General features: G+C 72.2%; 14 protein-coding genes. 8 read left to right on the top strand and 6 right to left on the bottom strand.

Features of this window, described 5'->3' with window-relative positions:
• The first annotated feature begins 224 nt into the window (after nt 1-224).
• Genes K3769_RS04050 through K3769_RS04040 form a run of 3 tightly spaced genes read left to right on the top strand, consistent with a single transcriptional unit; the run spans nt 225 to nt 3,183 of the window.
• Entirely contained in the window at nt 225-1,493 is a 1,269-nt protein-coding gene (locus K3769_RS04050; RefSeq protein ID WP_267025065.1) for a Gfo/Idh/MocA family protein, read from the top strand.
• A complete protein-coding gene (locus tag K3769_RS04045) occupies nt 1,490-2,434 on the top strand; it encodes a DUF6807 domain-containing protein (protein ID WP_267025064.1) in 945 nt (314 codons plus the stop codon). The genes K3769_RS04050 and K3769_RS04045 overlap by 4 nt, the downstream gene beginning before the upstream one ends.
• A complete protein-coding gene (locus tag K3769_RS04040) occupies nt 2,431-3,183 on the top strand; it encodes a cupin domain-containing protein (protein ID WP_372514861.1) in 753 nt (250 codons plus the stop codon). The genes K3769_RS04045 and K3769_RS04040 overlap by 4 nt, the downstream gene beginning before the upstream one ends.
• A 90-nt stretch (nt 3,184-3,273) precedes the next feature.
• Here K3769_RS04040 and K3769_RS04035 read toward each other — a convergent pair whose 3' ends face one another.
• Nucleotides 3,274-4,047 carry a TVP38/TMEM64 family protein gene (locus tag K3769_RS04035; RefSeq protein ID WP_267025063.1) on the bottom strand — a complete coding sequence of 258 codons (774 nt, stop codon included), beginning with the start codon at nt 4,045-4,047 and terminating at the stop codon, nt 3,274-3,276.
• A gap of 37 nt (nt 4,048-4,084) precedes the next feature.
• Here K3769_RS04035 and K3769_RS04030 point away from each other — a divergent pair, with 37 nt between their 5' ends.
• The 3 genes from K3769_RS04030 to K3769_RS04020 all read left to right on the top strand — a co-directional run bounded on the left by K3769_RS04030 (nt 4,085) and on the right by K3769_RS04020 (nt 7,007).
• Entirely contained in the window at nt 4,085-4,558 is a 474-nt protein-coding gene (locus tag K3769_RS04030; RefSeq protein WP_267025062.1) for a DNA alkylation repair protein, read from the top strand.
• A 275-nt stretch (nt 4,559-4,833) separates the two neighbouring features.
• Nucleotides 4,834-6,003 carry an elongation factor Tu gene (gene tuf / locus K3769_RS04025; RefSeq protein ID WP_267025061.1) on the top strand — a complete coding sequence of 390 codons (1,170 nt, stop codon included), beginning with the start codon at nt 4,834-4,836 and terminating at the stop codon, nt 6,001-6,003.
• 158 nt (nt 6,004-6,161) lie between these two features.
• Nucleotides 6,162-7,007, top strand: a complete 846-nt coding sequence (locus tag K3769_RS04020; protein WP_267025060.1) for a spermidine synthase — start codon at nt 6,162-6,164, stop codon at nt 7,005-7,007.
• A 50-nt stretch (nt 7,008-7,057) separates the two neighbouring features.
• On the opposite strand, the gene K3769_RS04015 is transcribed toward K3769_RS04020, so the two are convergent.
• Both K3769_RS04015 and K3769_RS04010 read right to left on the bottom strand, forming a co-directional pair.
• A complete protein-coding gene (locus K3769_RS04015; RefSeq protein WP_267025059.1) occupies nt 7,058-8,362 on the bottom strand; it encodes an MFS transporter in 1,305 nt (434 codons plus the stop codon).
• Nucleotides 8,363-8,516: 154 nt separating this feature from the next.
• Nucleotides 8,517-9,557, bottom strand: coding sequence for a DUF8017 domain-containing protein (locus K3769_RS04010; RefSeq protein ID WP_267025058.1), 1,041 nt, complete (start codon nt 9,555-9,557; stop codon nt 8,517-8,519).
• 143 nt (nt 9,558-9,700) lie between these two features.
• On the opposite strand from K3769_RS04010, the gene K3769_RS04005 reads away from it, so the two are divergent.
• Nucleotides 9,701-10,174 carry a DUF4442 domain-containing protein gene (locus K3769_RS04005; protein WP_267031241.1) on the top strand — a complete coding sequence of 158 codons (474 nt, stop codon included), beginning with the start codon at nt 9,701-9,703 and terminating at the stop codon, nt 10,172-10,174.
• A gap of 147 nt (nt 10,175-10,321) precedes the next feature.
• Nucleotides 10,322-11,500 carry a phytanoyl-CoA dioxygenase family protein gene (locus tag K3769_RS04000; protein ID WP_267025057.1) on the top strand — a complete coding sequence of 393 codons (1,179 nt, stop codon included), beginning with the start codon at nt 10,322-10,324 and terminating at the stop codon, nt 11,498-11,500.
• 388 nt (nt 11,501-11,888) lie between these two features.
• On the opposite strand, the gene K3769_RS03995 is transcribed toward K3769_RS04000, so the two are convergent.
• Genes K3769_RS03995 through K3769_RS03985 form a run of 3 tightly spaced genes read right to left on the bottom strand, consistent with a single transcriptional unit; the run spans nt 11,889 to nt 14,929 of the window.
• Nucleotides 11,889-12,902 carry a Gfo/Idh/MocA family protein gene (locus tag K3769_RS03995; protein WP_267025056.1) on the bottom strand — a complete coding sequence of 338 codons (1,014 nt, stop codon included), beginning with the start codon at nt 12,900-12,902 and terminating at the stop codon, nt 11,889-11,891.
• The gene (locus K3769_RS03990) at nt 12,902-13,852 is read right to left on the bottom strand and encodes an ATP-binding cassette domain-containing protein (protein WP_267025055.1); all 951 of its coding nucleotides are present in this window, start codon (nt 13,850-13,852) and stop codon (nt 12,902-12,904) included. The genes K3769_RS03995 and K3769_RS03990 overlap by 1 nt, the downstream gene beginning before the upstream one ends.
• A gap of 3 nt (nt 13,853-13,855) precedes the next feature.
• Nucleotides 13,856-14,929 (bottom strand): ABC transporter permease, encoded by a 1,074-nt coding sequence (locus tag K3769_RS03985; RefSeq protein ID WP_267025054.1) that lies wholly within the window; start codon nt 14,927-14,929, stop codon nt 13,856-13,858.
• Between the last annotated feature and the right edge of the window lie 4 nt (nt 14,930-14,933).

The following is a 14,933-nucleotide window of genomic DNA, read 5'->3' as shown; positions in this document are numbered from 1 at the left end:
GCGCGTCCGGGGCAGCGTAGCGCCCCCGGGTGACGGTACGACGACAGGGCCTCCCCGGAGACGGTCGTACGAGGTGACGGGGGTGTTGACCCGCGACGATGCGCCGCTTACGTTTCCGCGAGGGGTGAAAGCGCTTGCTGTCACGGGTCCGCCCCGTGGTCGCCGTGACGGGCAGGCGTCCGCCAGATCCGCTGTCACGTTCCGATGGAGTGCTGATCCCGTCCATGCGCACTGCCCGCGACGCCATCACCAGCAAGACGACCGAGCACACCGAGTCCGAGGCCGCCGCGGAGGAGAGCACGGGCCACCGGAACGCCCCGCTCGACGGCCGCCGCATCCGGGCCGCCGTCATCGGCACCGGAGCCATCGCCTCCGGCAGCCATCTGCCCGCGCTCGCCGCCCTCGCCGCAGAGGGCGAGGTGGAGGTCGTCGCCGCCGTCGACATCGACGCCGAGGCCGTGCGGCGCTTCTGCGCGGACGGCGGTGTCCCGAACGGCTACACCGATCTCGACCGGATGCTCGCGGAACAGCGCCCGGACCTCGTCGCCGTCTGCACCCCGCCGACCCTGCACCGCGAGCAGACCGTCACCGCGCTGCGGGCCGGTGCCTGGGTGTGGTGCGAGAAACCGCCCGTGCCGTCCCTCGCCGACTTCGACGCCGTGCAGGCCCAGGAGGGTGCCGACGGCGGCCCCTACGCCTCCATCGTCTTTCAGCACCGCTTCGGCTCGGGCGCGCGGCACGTACGCCGCCTGATCGCCGACGGGGCCATGGGGCGGCCCCTCGTGGCCCACTGCCAGACCACGTGGTACCGCGACGCCGCCTACTACGCCGTGCCCTGGCGCGGAAAGTGGGAGACCGAGGGCGGCGGCCCCGCCATGGGCCACGGCATCCACCAGATGGACCTCCTGCTGGATCTGCTCGGACCCTGGAGCGAGGTGCGGGCCATGGCCGGACGTCTGGTGCACGACGTGCAGACGGAGGATGTCTCCACCGCCCTCGTGCGCTTCGGGAGCGGCGCCCTCGCGACCGTGGTGAACAGTGTCCTCAGCCCGGACGAGGTCAGCCGTATCCGGATCGACTGCGAGCACGCGACGGTCGAGCTGACCCATCTCTACGGGCACGGCAACGACAACTGGCGGATCACCCCGGCGCCGGACGCGCGGCCCGGGGACATGGCGGCGTGGCAGGACTTCGGCGCGGACGTGCCCAGTTCGCACCTGGCCCAGTTGCGCGAACTGGTCGCGAGCATGCGCGCGGGGGAGCGACCGCGCAGCAGCGGCGCGGACGGGCGCACCAGCCTCGAACTGATCACCGCGCTCTACAAGTCGGCGTTCACGGATGCGACCGTCCACGCCGGTGAGATCGGCCCCGGCGACCCCTACTACACGGCCCTGCACGGCGGCGCGCCCGGCTGGGCTCCCGCCACGCCCGCGACACCTGCCATACCCGCGACGCCCGCCACACCCGCCACGCACGAGGAGGCATCGGCATGACCGCACCAGGCGGCCTGCGCATCGTCCACGCCCACGGTGACCGCATCACGGTCACCGAACCCACCTCCGGCGTGGAGCTGTTCAGCTATGTGTACGGTCCGGAGGCGGCCTGGGAGGCCCCGAAGCCGTATCTGCATCCGCTCAGGACACTCGCGGGCAACGTTGTCACGGACTACCGGCCCAACGACCACCGCTGGCACAAGGGCCTGCAGATGACCGCCTCGCATCTGTCCGGGGCGAACCTGTGGGGCGGCAACACCTATGTGCACGGGGAGGGGTATCTCGAACTCCCGGAGCGGGTGGGCTCGATGGCGCACGTCGCGTTCGACCGGGTCGAGGCGGACAGCGCCGGCCGGGGCGGCGCTGTCATCGCCGAGCGGCTCACCTGGCATCCGTACGACGGCTCGCTCTGGGCGGAGGAGGAGCGCCGCGTGGAGGTGCGCGACGTGGACCCGGCGTCCGGCTCGTGGGCGCTGACCTGGACGAGCTCCGTCACCAACCGCCGGGACGAACCGTTGCGGTTCGGCAGTCCCACGACCGCCGGGCGGGAGCTGGCCGGCTACACCGGCCTGTTCTGGCGCGGTCCCCGCGGCTTCCGGGACGGGCGGATCATCGGCCCCGACGGGGAGGGGCCGGGCCTGATGGGGCAGCAGGGGCCGTGGCTCGCGTACTCCGCCGAGCACGATGCCGCCGACGGGCACGCCACACTCGTCTTCGCGCACGCCCCGGAGAACGATCACACGGGCGAGGGCGGTGCCCACCCCGCCCACTGGTTCGTGCGCAACGAGCCCTTCGCGGCCGTCGCGCCCTCCTTCGCCTTCTTCGACGAGCTGGAACTCGCACCGGGCGACACGCTCACCCGCCGCTACCGCGTCGTCGTCGCCGACGGCGTCTGGGAGCGCGAGGAGATCGCCAAGTACCTGGCGGAGCACCCGTGGTGAGCGCGGCCGAGGACTCCGAGGGGCTGCCGGGAGGCTTCGGGGGCCTGCCCGGCGGGGTGGCCGTCTCACATCTCTCGGTGTACGACTGGCCCGCCTACGACGGGGTGTGCGGCGGCACTCCCCACCTGCATCTGACCTGTTCGGAGGCGTACGTCGTCACCGGCGGGCGGGGCGCGGTGCAGACCCTGACCACCTCCGGGTACGAGGTCACGCCGCTCGCGCCGGGCACGGTGGCCTGGTTCACGCCCGGCACGATCCACCGGCTCGTCAACGAGGACGACCTGCGCATCACCGTCCTCATGCAGAACAGCGGGCTCCCGGAGGCGGGCGACGCGGTGCTCACGCTGCCGCCGGAGTACCTGACCGACCCGAAGACGTACGCCGCCGCGACCGTGATCCCGGCGGACGCGCCCGAGGCGGAGAAGGAGAGGATCGCCCGTGCCCGGCGCGACCTCGCCCTGGAGGGCTACCGCGCGCTGCGCGAGGCGGCCGGGCCCGAGCCCCTCGCCGCGTTCCACCGGGCCGCCGCGGCCCTCGTACGGCCGCGGCTCGCGGAGTGGCGTGAGCGGTGGCGGCGCGGTGCGCAGGCGGCTGCCGCCGCCACGGGTGCACAGCTCGAACGGCTGGAGCGGGGGGACGTGTCCCACCTGGCCGCCGCGGCCGTACGGGCCGAGCAGCCCTCGGCGTACGGGAAGTTCGGGATGTGCGGGCGGCTGGACGTGTACCCGGACGTGTACCCGGGGGAGTAGGCGCCCCGGTCCGCCGTGTGCGCAGACCGCCGCAGACCCCGGCGGGGCCTTGCTGGGCCACACCCGACGGCGTGGCCCGGCGACTCCGCGTCAGTGGGCCCGCAGGTGGTGGCGTTTGCGCCAGGCCACTATCGCTCCCGCCAGGGCGGGGAGGGCGATGAAGGCCATCGCGATCAGGAACGCCGGGGACGTCGGCGCGGAGGCGCGGGCGCCCGCCACGGCGTACGCGGCGGTGTTCGGGATCGAGCCGAGCCCCGTCGCGAGGAGGAAGGGGAGATAGCCCATCCGGGACACGGACGCGCAGTAGTTCGCGGCCCAGAACGGCACGCCGGGGAACAGCCGCGCGGCCAGCATCGAGCGGAACCCGTGCCGGCTGAGCTGCCCGTCGGCCGCCTTCAGCCAGCGACCGCGCAGCAGGGGCCGCAGCGCGTCCTGCCCGAGCATCCGGCCGAGCCCGAAGGCGATCCCGGCGCCGAGGACCGTACCGGCGAGCGCGGCCCCGAGGCCCAGCTGCGAGCCGAACAGGGCACCCGCGCCGAGGTTGAGGATCGGCCGGGGCACGAACGCCACCGTGCACAGTCCGTACGCGACCGCGAAGACCAGGGCCGCCGCGGCTCCGGTCAGCTGGGGTGGCCAGCCGTCGGCGAGCAGTCTCTGTGGCTCGAACAGCAGTACCGTCCCGGCGGCCGACAGCAGCAGCGCGACCAGCAGGGAGAGCCGGGCCCACGGCGAGAACAGTGCTCTCGTGACGCGGGAGGCCGGGCCTGTCGGCGCGGCGGTGAACTCGACGGGGACGAGTTCTGTTGCGGGGAGCGGGGGAGTGACCGTGGCGGTGCCCCCAGAGCGGGTGGTGGCATCGAGCATCCGGTGACACTAACTGACCCATGTGTGTGTTCGCCGTATGGTTCGTCTCACGGCCGTCACAGCTTCCGGAACGCCGGATGGCCTTTTCGGGCCGCCGCGCGGCCTTCTCGCGGACACCTTGCCGGTGCGGCCGACCGTCTCCCACCCCGCCGCGGCCGATCCGGAACGGACCGCGACGGCCCGCGCGTACCCGCGGGACATCGTCCCTTTCCTCGGCCTGACCACGTCTGATCGCCGCGCGCGCTCCCGGACGGTGCCGCGGGGAACTCCCGTGCCGGACGAGGCCGACCGCACGGCGGTGGTGCCGGGCTGTCGGCGGCTGCCGGAGCGCGATTACCAGTACTTCGCGGTCGACCACCCGCGCCGGCATGTGAGGCGTCTCTCGTCCGGATTCCCGCCTGGGGCACGTCATCTCGTCCCGACGGCCCCTCGGTGGGACACCGTCGACCAGCTCGCCGCGGCCGACGCGACACTGCGGACGGACATGGACGCCTGGGCCCGTGAGCGCTGAAAACCATTCGACGCGGCCCGTCCCGTCAGCGATGATCGCCTCATGTTCCGGTACGCCTTCCCTCATGCGGCATCCGCGGTCGCGGATGCCACGAAGGCTGCCGTCCTCATCACCGTGGCCGCCGCGGCAGGCGCCCGAAGCTGACCCTTCCCGGATCGTCCGGCGGACCCCGCAGGGGGAGGGTCGGCAGGACCTCGGGGTCCCCGTTCCGGCCGTATCGACGCCGGGACCGTCGCTCAGCTCCGCTGACATCGAAGAGGCTTCGAGGTATCGCCATGCCCAAGACGGCTTACGTGCGCACCAAACCGCATCTGAACATCGGCACCATGGGTCATGTCGACCACGGCAAGACCACCCTGACCGCCGCCATCACCAAGGTCCTCGCCGAGCGCGGCTCCGGCACCTACGTACCGTTCGACCGGATCGACCGGGCGCCGGAGGAGGCCGCGCGCGGCATCACCATCAACATCGCGCACGTCGAGTACGAGACCGACACCCGGCACTACGCCCACGTGGACATGCCGGGTCACGCCGACTACGTGAAGAACATGGTCACGGGCGCCGCCCAGCTCGACGGGGCGATCCTCGTCGTCTCCGCGCTCGACGGGATCATGCCCCAGACCGCCGAACACGTGCTGCTCGCCCGGCAGGTGGGCGTCGACCACATCGTCGTCGCCCTCAACAAGGCGGACGCGGGCGAGGAGGAACTGACCGACCTCGTGGAGCTGGAGGTCCGCGAACTGCTGACCTCGCACGGGTACGGAGGCGACTCCGTACCGGTCGTACGGGTCTCCGGACTCAGGGCGCTGGAGGGCGACCCCCGGTGGACCGAGGCGATCGGCGCGCTGCTGGACGCCGTCGACACGTACGTACCCATGCCCGAGCGGTATGTGGACGCGCCGTTCCTGCTGCCGGTGGAGAACGTGCTCACCATCACCGGGCGCGGCACGGTCGTCACGGGGGCCGTCGAGCGCGGCACGATCAGGGTGGGCGACCGCGTCGAAGTGCTCGGCGCCGCCGTGGACACGGTGGTCACCGGGCTGGAGACGTTCGGCAAGCCCATGGCGGAGGCGCAGGCCGGCGACAGCGTGGCGCTGCTCCTGCGCGGCGTCCCGCGCGACGCCGTGCGCCGCGGTCACGTCGTCGCGGCGCCCGGCAGCGTCGTTCCCGGTCGGCGTTTCTCGGCGCGGGTGTACGTCCTGTCGGCGGGCGAGGGCGGCCGGACGACGCCGGTGGCCACCGGTTATCGGCCGCAGTTCTACCTCCGCACCGCGGACGTCGTCGGCGACGTCGACCTCGGAGCGGGCGCGGTCGCGCGGCCCGGTGACACCGTCACGATGACGGTCGTGCTGGGGCGGGAGGTGCCGCTGGAGCCGGGCCTGGGCTTCGCGATCCGCGAGGGCGGCCGTACGGTCGGCGCCGGCACGGTGACCGCCGTCGGCTGACCTGTCCGGCCCCGGCTCGCGGCCGGGCGGGTGCCCGCCTCCGTACGCCACGGAGGCGGGCACCCGTGCGTCAGTGCCCGAGGGGCGTCGGTGGGTGACCCGGGGCCGGGCGCGAAAGAGCCGGGTCCCGGAGCGGCCGTACGGGCACAATGGGTGGCGTGGACGAGCCGATACCCGTGACCAGGACCGTGGATCACGGGACCGCCAAACTGATGCCGGACATCGACCGGAAGCGGGCCTGGCTGCTGACGGTCGACGGGGCGCCCCAGTCGTACGTCGACCTCGACGAGCCGACGTACCTGGAGTTCGAGTACGCGCGACGGCTCGGGCACGTCCTCGACACGGTCGCGCAGCCGGGGCTCCCGCTGGACGCGCTGCACCTGGGCGGCGGCGCGCTCACCCTGCCCCGCTATCTCGCCGCGACCCGGCCGGGGTCCCGGCAGGACGTGGTGGAGGCAGACAGCGGGCTCCTGGACCTCGTCGTCGAACTGCTGCCCGTCCCCGCCGACGCGGGCATCGCGCTGCACGGCGCGGACGCCCGGGCCTGGCTCGAAAACGCACCCGCCGCCTCGGCCGACGTCCTGATCGCCGACGTCTTCGGCGGCTCCCGGGTACCGGCGCACCTGACCTCGGTGGCGTACGCGCGGGAGACGGCGCGTGTCCTGCGGGGCGACGGCGTGTACCTGGCCAACCTCGCCGACGCCTCGCCCTTCGCCTTCCTGCGCTCCCAGCTCGCGACGTTCTCCACCGTGTTCGAGGAACTGGCGCTGATCGCCGAGCCGGGCGTGCTGCGCGGGCGCCGCTTCGGGAACGCGGTGCTCGTCGCCTCGCACCGGCCGCTCGACACCGCCGCCCTCATGCGCCGCACGGCCTCCGACGCCTTTCCGGCGCGCGTCGAACACGGGGACACGCTGCGGGTCTTCGTCGGGGACGCGCAGCCCGTGCGGGACGAGGACGCGGTCCCGTCGCCTGAGCCGCCGAGCGGGGCGTTCAGCGTCGGCTGAGGGCTGAGGGCTGAAAAGCAGAGCGCTGACGGCTGGGGGCGGGGCCGGGCTCAGGGGGAGGGTGTTCGGCTCCGCGAGTGGGTGGGCTCGCTCTTCGACGGGATCCCCTGCGTCACTTCCTTCGAGCGTCGCGTGAGGTTGCGTACGTCGGGCACGAAGAGCACCGCGGCCGTCACCACGACGACCAGGACCGCGCAGCCCCACAGGGCCGCCGGACGGCCGAAGACGGACTCGGCCGGGCCCGCGAGGGCGGTGGCGAGCGGCACCATGGCGATCGAGCCGAACCAGTCGTACGCCGAGACGCGGGAGAGCTTGTCCTCCGGGATCTCCTGGTGCAGCGCGGTCATCCAGGAGACGCCGAACACCTCGATGGCGACGCCGGTCACGAACATCACCGCGCACAGGGCGCCGACCGGGATCGGGACGGCGAGCGCGGCGGACGGCAGGGCCAGCGGGAACACGCAGAGCGTGCCGGCGAGGAGCAGCCTGCGGGGTTTCCAGCGCATCATCAGCAGCGCGCCGCCGACGGTGCCCGCCCCGAACGCGCCGAGGGCCAGGCCCCAGGGACCGGCACCCCCGAGGCTGTCCCGGGCGACCAGGGGGCCGTACACCGCCTCGGCGGCGCCGACGACGGCGACAACGACCGAGAACTGGGCGACGATCGCCCACAGCCAGGGCCGCCCGACGACCTCCCGCCAGCCGTCACGGAGGTCGGTGAGCAGACCGGTGCCCTTCACGCGGGGCGGTATGTGGCCGACGTCGAGGAAGGCCCGCAGGGCGCCCGCCACCGCGAAGGCCAGCGCGTCCACGGCGAGTACCCAGCCCGGCCCGACCAGCGCGACCATGACACCGCCGAGGGCGGCGCCGCCGAGGCCCGCGCCATGCATCGCGAGGCGGAACACGGCGAAGGCGCGGTTGGCCTGTCCGCCGCTGACGGAGGAGAGCAGCATGCCCTCGGCTGCCGGGGCGAAGAACGCCTGGCCGGTGCCGCCGAGCGCCGTGAGGAGCATCATCTGCCAGAGCTGGGGCTCGCCGGCGAGCACGAGGGCCGCGAAGGCCGCCTGGGAGAGGCAGTTGAGGGTGTTGGCCGCGACCATCACGTGGTGCCGGGGCAGCCGGTCCGCGACCGCGCCGCCGATCAGCAGGAAGAGGACCAGGGGCAGGGTGCGGGCCGCCGCCACCAGGCCCACGTCGCCGCCGTCGCCGCCCTCGTCCAGGACGGCGAACGCCGCCGCGATCAACGCGCCCTGGCTGCCCAGGTTCGTCACGACCGCGGCGGCGGTCAGCAGGGTGTAGTTGCGGCCCGCCCAGGAGGGGCGGCCCAGGACGGTGGAGGGCTCGGCGGCGGGTTTCACCAGGCGACTATCCCCGCCGACGGGCCGACTTGCCAAACGGATTGCCGGCCTGTTCCGGACCGGTGGCGGCTTCTCACCGCCGCGCCCCGCCGAGCCGCGCCCCACGGGCCCCGCCGCGCGCTCCGGCGGCAGGGCGAATGGTTTCTGCGCGGCCTCAGCTGTCCGTCGGGGCGTCCTTGGTGAGACGCACCGTGCTCAGGATCTTCTGGACGGTCGCGTCGGGGATCTCGTCGTCGACACCCTGGGCGCCGAACAGGTTCCAGGTGACGTAGTCGCCCGCGCCGTTCTTGAACGCGAAGGTGATGGCCTTGCCTTCGCTGTCACACTTCCCCTTCTGCGGCGTGTTGCTGGAGTGCGCGTTGGCGACGCTGCCCTTGAGGCCCGACTTCGTCGTGTAGGGCTTCGCCTTGTCCCACTTCACGCTCTTCTTGTCGGGCTGCGTGTAGCCACCGAAGATCCACCACGGTACGCGGGTCTCGGCGGCCTCGGACGCGTCCTTGGCGCCGTTCTCGCCGCGCGTTCCGGCGGTGACCAGCGCCGTGTCCTCCTCGCGGCCGTCCTTGTCGCTGTCCGTGGTGCACCACTTGGACTTGAGGTAGGCGGGGGCGGTGACCGTGGTGCGGTCGGTCTTGCCCTTCTCCTCCCACTCGAAGCCGACGCTCGTGTCGGTGCTCTCGATCTCCCACTCGGCCGGCACGTCGAACATCGTGCCGAAACGCGGGTTGATGACGACCTTCCAGCCCGCGACCGTCGGCTTCTCGACGTCCGTGCCGCGCGGGTTGTCCTCGTCGGCGGACGCGGACCCGCTCGGGTCCTTGGGCGCGCTCGACGTCGGCGGCTTCGTCTTGCCGCCCTTGTCGCCGCCGGCCTCGTCGTCCTTGTCGCCGCCCAGGACCAGCACGCCCGTGACACCCGCCGCGACGACGACGGCCGCGGCGGCCACGATCGCGACGATCTTCGTCCTGTTCCTGCCGCCGCCCCCCTCCGGAGGCTGAGGCGCGCCGGGCGCGGTCCAGCCGGGCTGCCCCGGCTGCGCGTACGGGTTCTGCGACTGAGGTCCGCTCGCGTACCCGGACTGCTGATATCCGGGCTGCTGATACGGATTCGGCTGCTGGTACCCCGGCTGCTGGTACGGGTTCTGGTTCTGGTCCTGCGGGTTCTGCTCGCCCCCGGGCGGCTGATTTCCTGGCCACATGGCCCGTAACACTAGTGCCGCACGGGACACGGTTGGGTCACTGCCTCTCATCAGGCGCGTACCGGATCATGCCCGGGACCGGGGGCGGGAGCTGTTCAAGATTCGCTACTCGTGGGTAACGTGCGGGCATGAGCGCAGATCAGATGTCTATCGGCGAGATGCTCGCCGCCACCGTGCCGATGGTCCGGACCCTGAAGCTGGAGTACCTCGAAACCACTCCGGAGAGGGCCGTGCTCGCGCTGCCCGACCAGAGCGAGTACCACAATCACGTGGGCGGGCCCCACGCCGGGGCGATGTTCACGCTGGGGGAGTCGGCGAGCGGGGCGGTCGTGCTGGCCGCGTTCGGGGACCAGCTCGCGCGGGCCGTGCCGCTGCCGGTGACCGCGGAGATCGCGTTCAGGAAGCTGGCCAGGGGGCCGGTCACCGCGACCGCCACCCTGGGGCGGCCCGCCGCCGACGTCGTCGCCGAACTCGACGCCGGTCGGCGTCCGGAGTTCCCGGTGACCGTCGCCATCCGGCGGGAGGACGGCGCCGTCACCGGTGAGATGACGGTCGTCTGGACGCTGCGCCCCAACGCGCTTCCCGACGCGCTTCCCGACGTGCTTCCCAACGGCTGAGGTCGTACTCGCTCTCCCTGAAGGGTTTTTGATGGGTCTGTGACGATTGCTTGAGGGGTGTGGCGTCATGAGAATGACAGCGACGCGTCGCCGCGACGCCGAACGGTTCGCCGCGATCTCCGCAAGGACCACCCCGAAAGGACGACGATGTCCAGCACCCTTTCAGGACCCCGCACCTGGCTGACCGTGCACGACTGCGACCTCGACGGGTTCCGTGCACTGGTCGAGCGGGACACCGACCCGGCCGCGTACCCGTACGCCGCCGCCGTCGAGCGGAACGTCCTGCTGTACGACGGCGAGAGCCTGCGCGCCGAGGTGCGGACGGCCGAGGGTCGCCGGAACGTCCAGACGGAACTCGTCCGGGCGCTCGCCGAGGGGCCCGGCATCGTGGTGTTCAAGGGCGCCTTCCCCGACCGCGGGGTCCTCGACCGGATGACCGGGGTCTTCGACGCCCTGATCGCCGAACAGCGCGCCTCGGGAAACGTGGCGGGCGACCACTTCGCGAAGCCGGGCGCGAACGACCGGGTCTGGAACGCGTTGGAGAAGGCGGGCCTGCGGGACCCGGAGGCGTTCGCCGACTACTACGCCAACGACCTCCTCGCGCTGGTGTCGGCCGCCTGGCTCGGGCCCGGCTACCAGGTCACCTCACAGGTCAACGTCGTGAATCCGGGTGGCGCCGCGCAGACCGTGCACCGCGACTACCACCTGGGCTTCCTGAGCAACGAGGCCGCCGCCGGGTACCCCGCGCATGTGCACCGCCTCTCGCCCGCGCTGACGCTGCAGGGGGCCGTCGCCCACTGCGACATGCCCGTCGAGTCCGGGCCGACCATGTATCTGCCGCACTCGCAGAAGTACGAGCCGGGGTATCTGGCCTGGCGGCTGCCGGAGTTCCACGAGTACTTCGAGGCGCACCAGGTGCAGTTGCCGCTGGCGGCGGGGGACGCGGTGTTCTTCAACCCCGCGCTCTTCCATGCCGCCGGGCGCAACACGTCGGCGGACATCCGGCGGACGGCCAATCTGCTGCAGGTGTCCTCCGCGTTCGGGCGGGCGATGGAGGGTGTCGACCGGGAGGCGCTGTCGAACGCGGTCTATCCGGTGCTGCTCGCTCGGGCCGCGGCGGGGGTGGGGTGGGAGTGGCTGGAGGCGGTGGTGGCGGCCAGTGCGGAGGGGTATGCCTTTCCGACCGACCTGGACTCCGATCCGCCGGTGGGTGGGCTGGCACCGGCGTCTCAGGCGGATGTTGTGCGGCGTGGGGTGCGGGAGGGGTGGGGGGTGGGGCGGTTGCGGGACGCTTTGCGGGAAGCCGGTGAGCGGCGGTCCAGCTGACGGGGGGGGGTGGTTGGGCGGGGTTCTTCGGGCGCGGGTGCGCGGTGGCTGGGTCGCGCAGTTCCCCGCGCCCCTGCAAGACCGCGCCGTTCCCCGCGCCCCCGGAGGGCAAAGCATGCGCCGTTCGCCGCGGCCCCAAGGACTAAAAGATTGCGCCGTTCCCCGCGCCCCTTGAGGGGGTGAAGGGTTGCGTTGTTCCCTGCGGTCCCGAGGGGGGAAAGATTGCGCCGTTCCCCGCGCCCCTTGAGGGGGTGAAGGGTTGCGTTGTTCCCTGCGGCTCCGAGGGGGAAGAGATTGCGCCGTTCCCCGCGCCCCTAGGTGGGATGGGGCGTAGTCCCTTCCCGGGGGGTGCGCGGGGGCTGCGCGGGCAGCCCTCGCCGGGTCGGAGTCAGGTGTAGAACGGGGGGCGGTCCGCGAGGGATACCTCTACTCGACCGCCCTCCCTCTGCGCGCGGACCCCCGCCTCGCAGACCGCTGCCGTGGCGTAGCCGTCCCAGGCGCTGGGCCCCGTCACCTCGCCGCGGCGCGTGGCGTCCACCCACGCCTGCATCTGCCGGTCGTACGCGTCCTCGAAGCGCTCCGTGAAGTCCTGGGCGATGGTGCCGCCCCAGCGGCCCGCCATGTTGGTGACCAGGGAGTGCCCGTCACCGATACGGGCCGTGCCGCGCTCGCACACCACCTCGGCCTGCACCTGGTAGCCGAAACCGCAGTTGACGTTGATCTCGACGTCCACGATCGCGCCGCCGGCGGTCTCGAAGAGGACCAGCTGCGGATCCTGAAGCCCCTCGGGCGCGTTGCCCGACGGCGTCGGCTTCAGCACCGTGACCGCGGTGATCTCGTGGCCGAGCAGCCAGCGGGTGATGTCCATCTCGTGCACGACGGAGTCGTTGATGAGCATCTCGGTGGTGAAGCCGGGCGGCGTCGCCACGTTGCGGTGCCGGTTGTGCAGCATCAGCGGCCGGCCCAACTGGCCGGTCTCCAGCAGTGACTTGAGCTTCACGTACTCGGCGTCGTACCGGCGCATGAAGCCCACCTGCACCCTGCGGTGCCCGAGCCGCTGCTCGGCTTCGAGGACGCGCAGCGCCGAGGCCGAGCCGGGCGTGAGCGGCTTCTCGCACAGGACCGGCAGGTCGTGCTCGAACGCGGCGAGCAGGGCCGCCTCGTGGGCGGGACCAGGCGAGGCGATCAGTACGGCGTCGACACCGTCCGCGGCCATCGCCGCGGCCGGATCGGTGTGCGCGGAGCAGCCCTCGATGCCGTCGGCGATCCGCTTGACCCGTTCCGCGTCGACGTCCACGACGGCGGCCACCCGCGCCCCGCTGGTCACCTCGTGGAGCCGGCGCACATGGTCGGCCCCCATCCTGCCGGTGCCGATGACGGCCACCCCCAGCTCGCTCGCCATCAGGACTTCCCCTTCGACGCCGCGAGGGAGGCCTGGAGGTCCTGCTCCTCGGGGAGCCCGTCGACGTCCACGCCCCGTACCTGGGCCAGTTCGTGCTTGAGGGCGGCGAGTTCGGCGCCCCCGGCCATGTGGTTGGTGAGCTCTTCGAGGGTGACGTCCGCGCGGGACGCGGAGAGTTCCATCGTGCCCAGCCGCAGGACGCTGAAGTGGTCGCCGACCATGTACGCGTGGTGCGGGTTGTGGGTGATGAAGATGACGCCCAGACCCCGGTCGCGGGCGGCGGCGATGTACTTGAGCACGACGCCGGACTGCTTGACGCCGAGCGCCGCGGTCGGCTCGTCCAGGATGAGGACGCGGGCGCCGAAGTAGACGGCGCGGGCGATGGCCACGGACTGGCGCTGGCCGCCGGAAAGGGTGCCGATGGGCTGGTCGAGGTCGTCCAGGACGATGCCCATGGCCCGCAGTTCGGTGTCCGCGGTCCGCTTCATCGCCGCGATGTCCAGGCGGCGGATCGGCCAGGGGCCCTTCGTCAGCTCGGAGCCGAGGAAGAAGTTCCGCCACACCGGCATCAGCGGCACGGTGGCCAGGTCCTGGTAGACGGTGGCGATGCCCTTGTCGAGGGCCTCGCGCGGGGTGCTCAGGTGCACCGCCTGGCCGTCGATCAGGAACTCGCCCTCGGTGTGCTGGTGCAACCCGGAGATGATCTTGATGAGTGTCGACTTGCCGGCGCCGTTGTCGCCGAGGACGCAGGTGACCTGGCCCGGGTGGACGGACAGGTCCACGCCGTGCAGGGCGCGGACGTTGCCGTACGCCTTGCCCGCCCCGCGCAGCCGCACGATCGGCTGGGCGTCCTCGGGCACGGCCCTGGGCGCGTCCTGGACAGCGGTGGCGTCGTCGCCGGAGCCTGAGCCGGAGTGCGCGCCGGAGCTGGAGGTGGTGTTGTCGGTCATGGGTTACCTCCGGGTTGCCTGGCGGCGGACCCACAGATTGACGAGGGCGGCGAGCAGGAGCATGACGCCGAGGAAGGCCTTGAACCAGTCGGGGTTCCAGTTGGCGTAGACGATGCCCTGGGAGACCATGCCGAAGATGAACGCGCCGATGACGGCGCCGATCGCGGAGCCGTAGCCGCCGGTGAGCAGGCAGCCGCCGATGACCGCGGCGATGATGTACAGGAACTCGTTGCCGACGCCCTCGCCGGACTGGACGGTGTTGAACGAGAACAGGATGTGCATGCCGACGAACCAGGCACCGGCGCCGACGCCCATGAACAGGGCGATCTTGGTGAAGGTGACCGGCACGCCGACCGCGCGGGCGCTCTCCTGGCTGCCACCGGTGGCGAAGATCCAGTTGCCGAACTTGGTGCGCAGCAGCAGCCAGGTCGCGGCGGCGGCGAGGATCAGCCAGTAGAAGACGGTGATCTTGACGTCGACCCCGCCGATGCCTATCTCCGAGGCGAAGATCTTCTTGGCCTGGTCGAAGCCGTCCATGTCGCTGATGGAGTCGGTGGCGACGTTGCCGGTGAAGAGCTTGGTGATGGCGAGGTTGGCGCCCTGGAGGATCAGGAACGAGCCCAGCGTGATCAGGAACGACGGCAGTCCGGTGCGTACCAGCATGTAGCCGTTGAACGCGCCGATCGCCAGCGACACCACGAGGGCGACGAGGACGCCGGTCCACACGTTCATGGACAGCTGGAAGCTCCACATGCTCGCCGTGAGCGCGGCGGTGGTCACGGCCACACCGGCGGAGAGGTCGAACTCGCCGCCGATCATCAGCAGGGCCACCGGCAGGGCCATGATGCCCATCACGGAGGCCTCGTAGAGCACGTTGGCCAGCGAACTCGCCTCGCGGAAGGGGGAGGCGACCGCGAAGAAGAAGATGTAGACGGCGATCGCCGCGATGAGGGCGCCGATCTCCGGTCGGGCCGCCAGGCGGCGGGCCAGGGACCGCTCCGAGGTCCGGCCGTCCTTGGGGGCGGCCGGCGAAGCCGGCGGCGAGGAGCTCGCCGCCGGTGCCGTTGCCTGGGTCATGGGT

The organism is Streptomyces ortus, from assembly GCF_026341275.1.
GTDB classification, from domain to species: Bacteria; Actinomycetota; Actinomycetes; order Streptomycetales; family Streptomycetaceae; genus Streptomyces; species Streptomyces ortus.
This window is presented reverse-complemented; position numbering and strand designations above follow the sequence as displayed.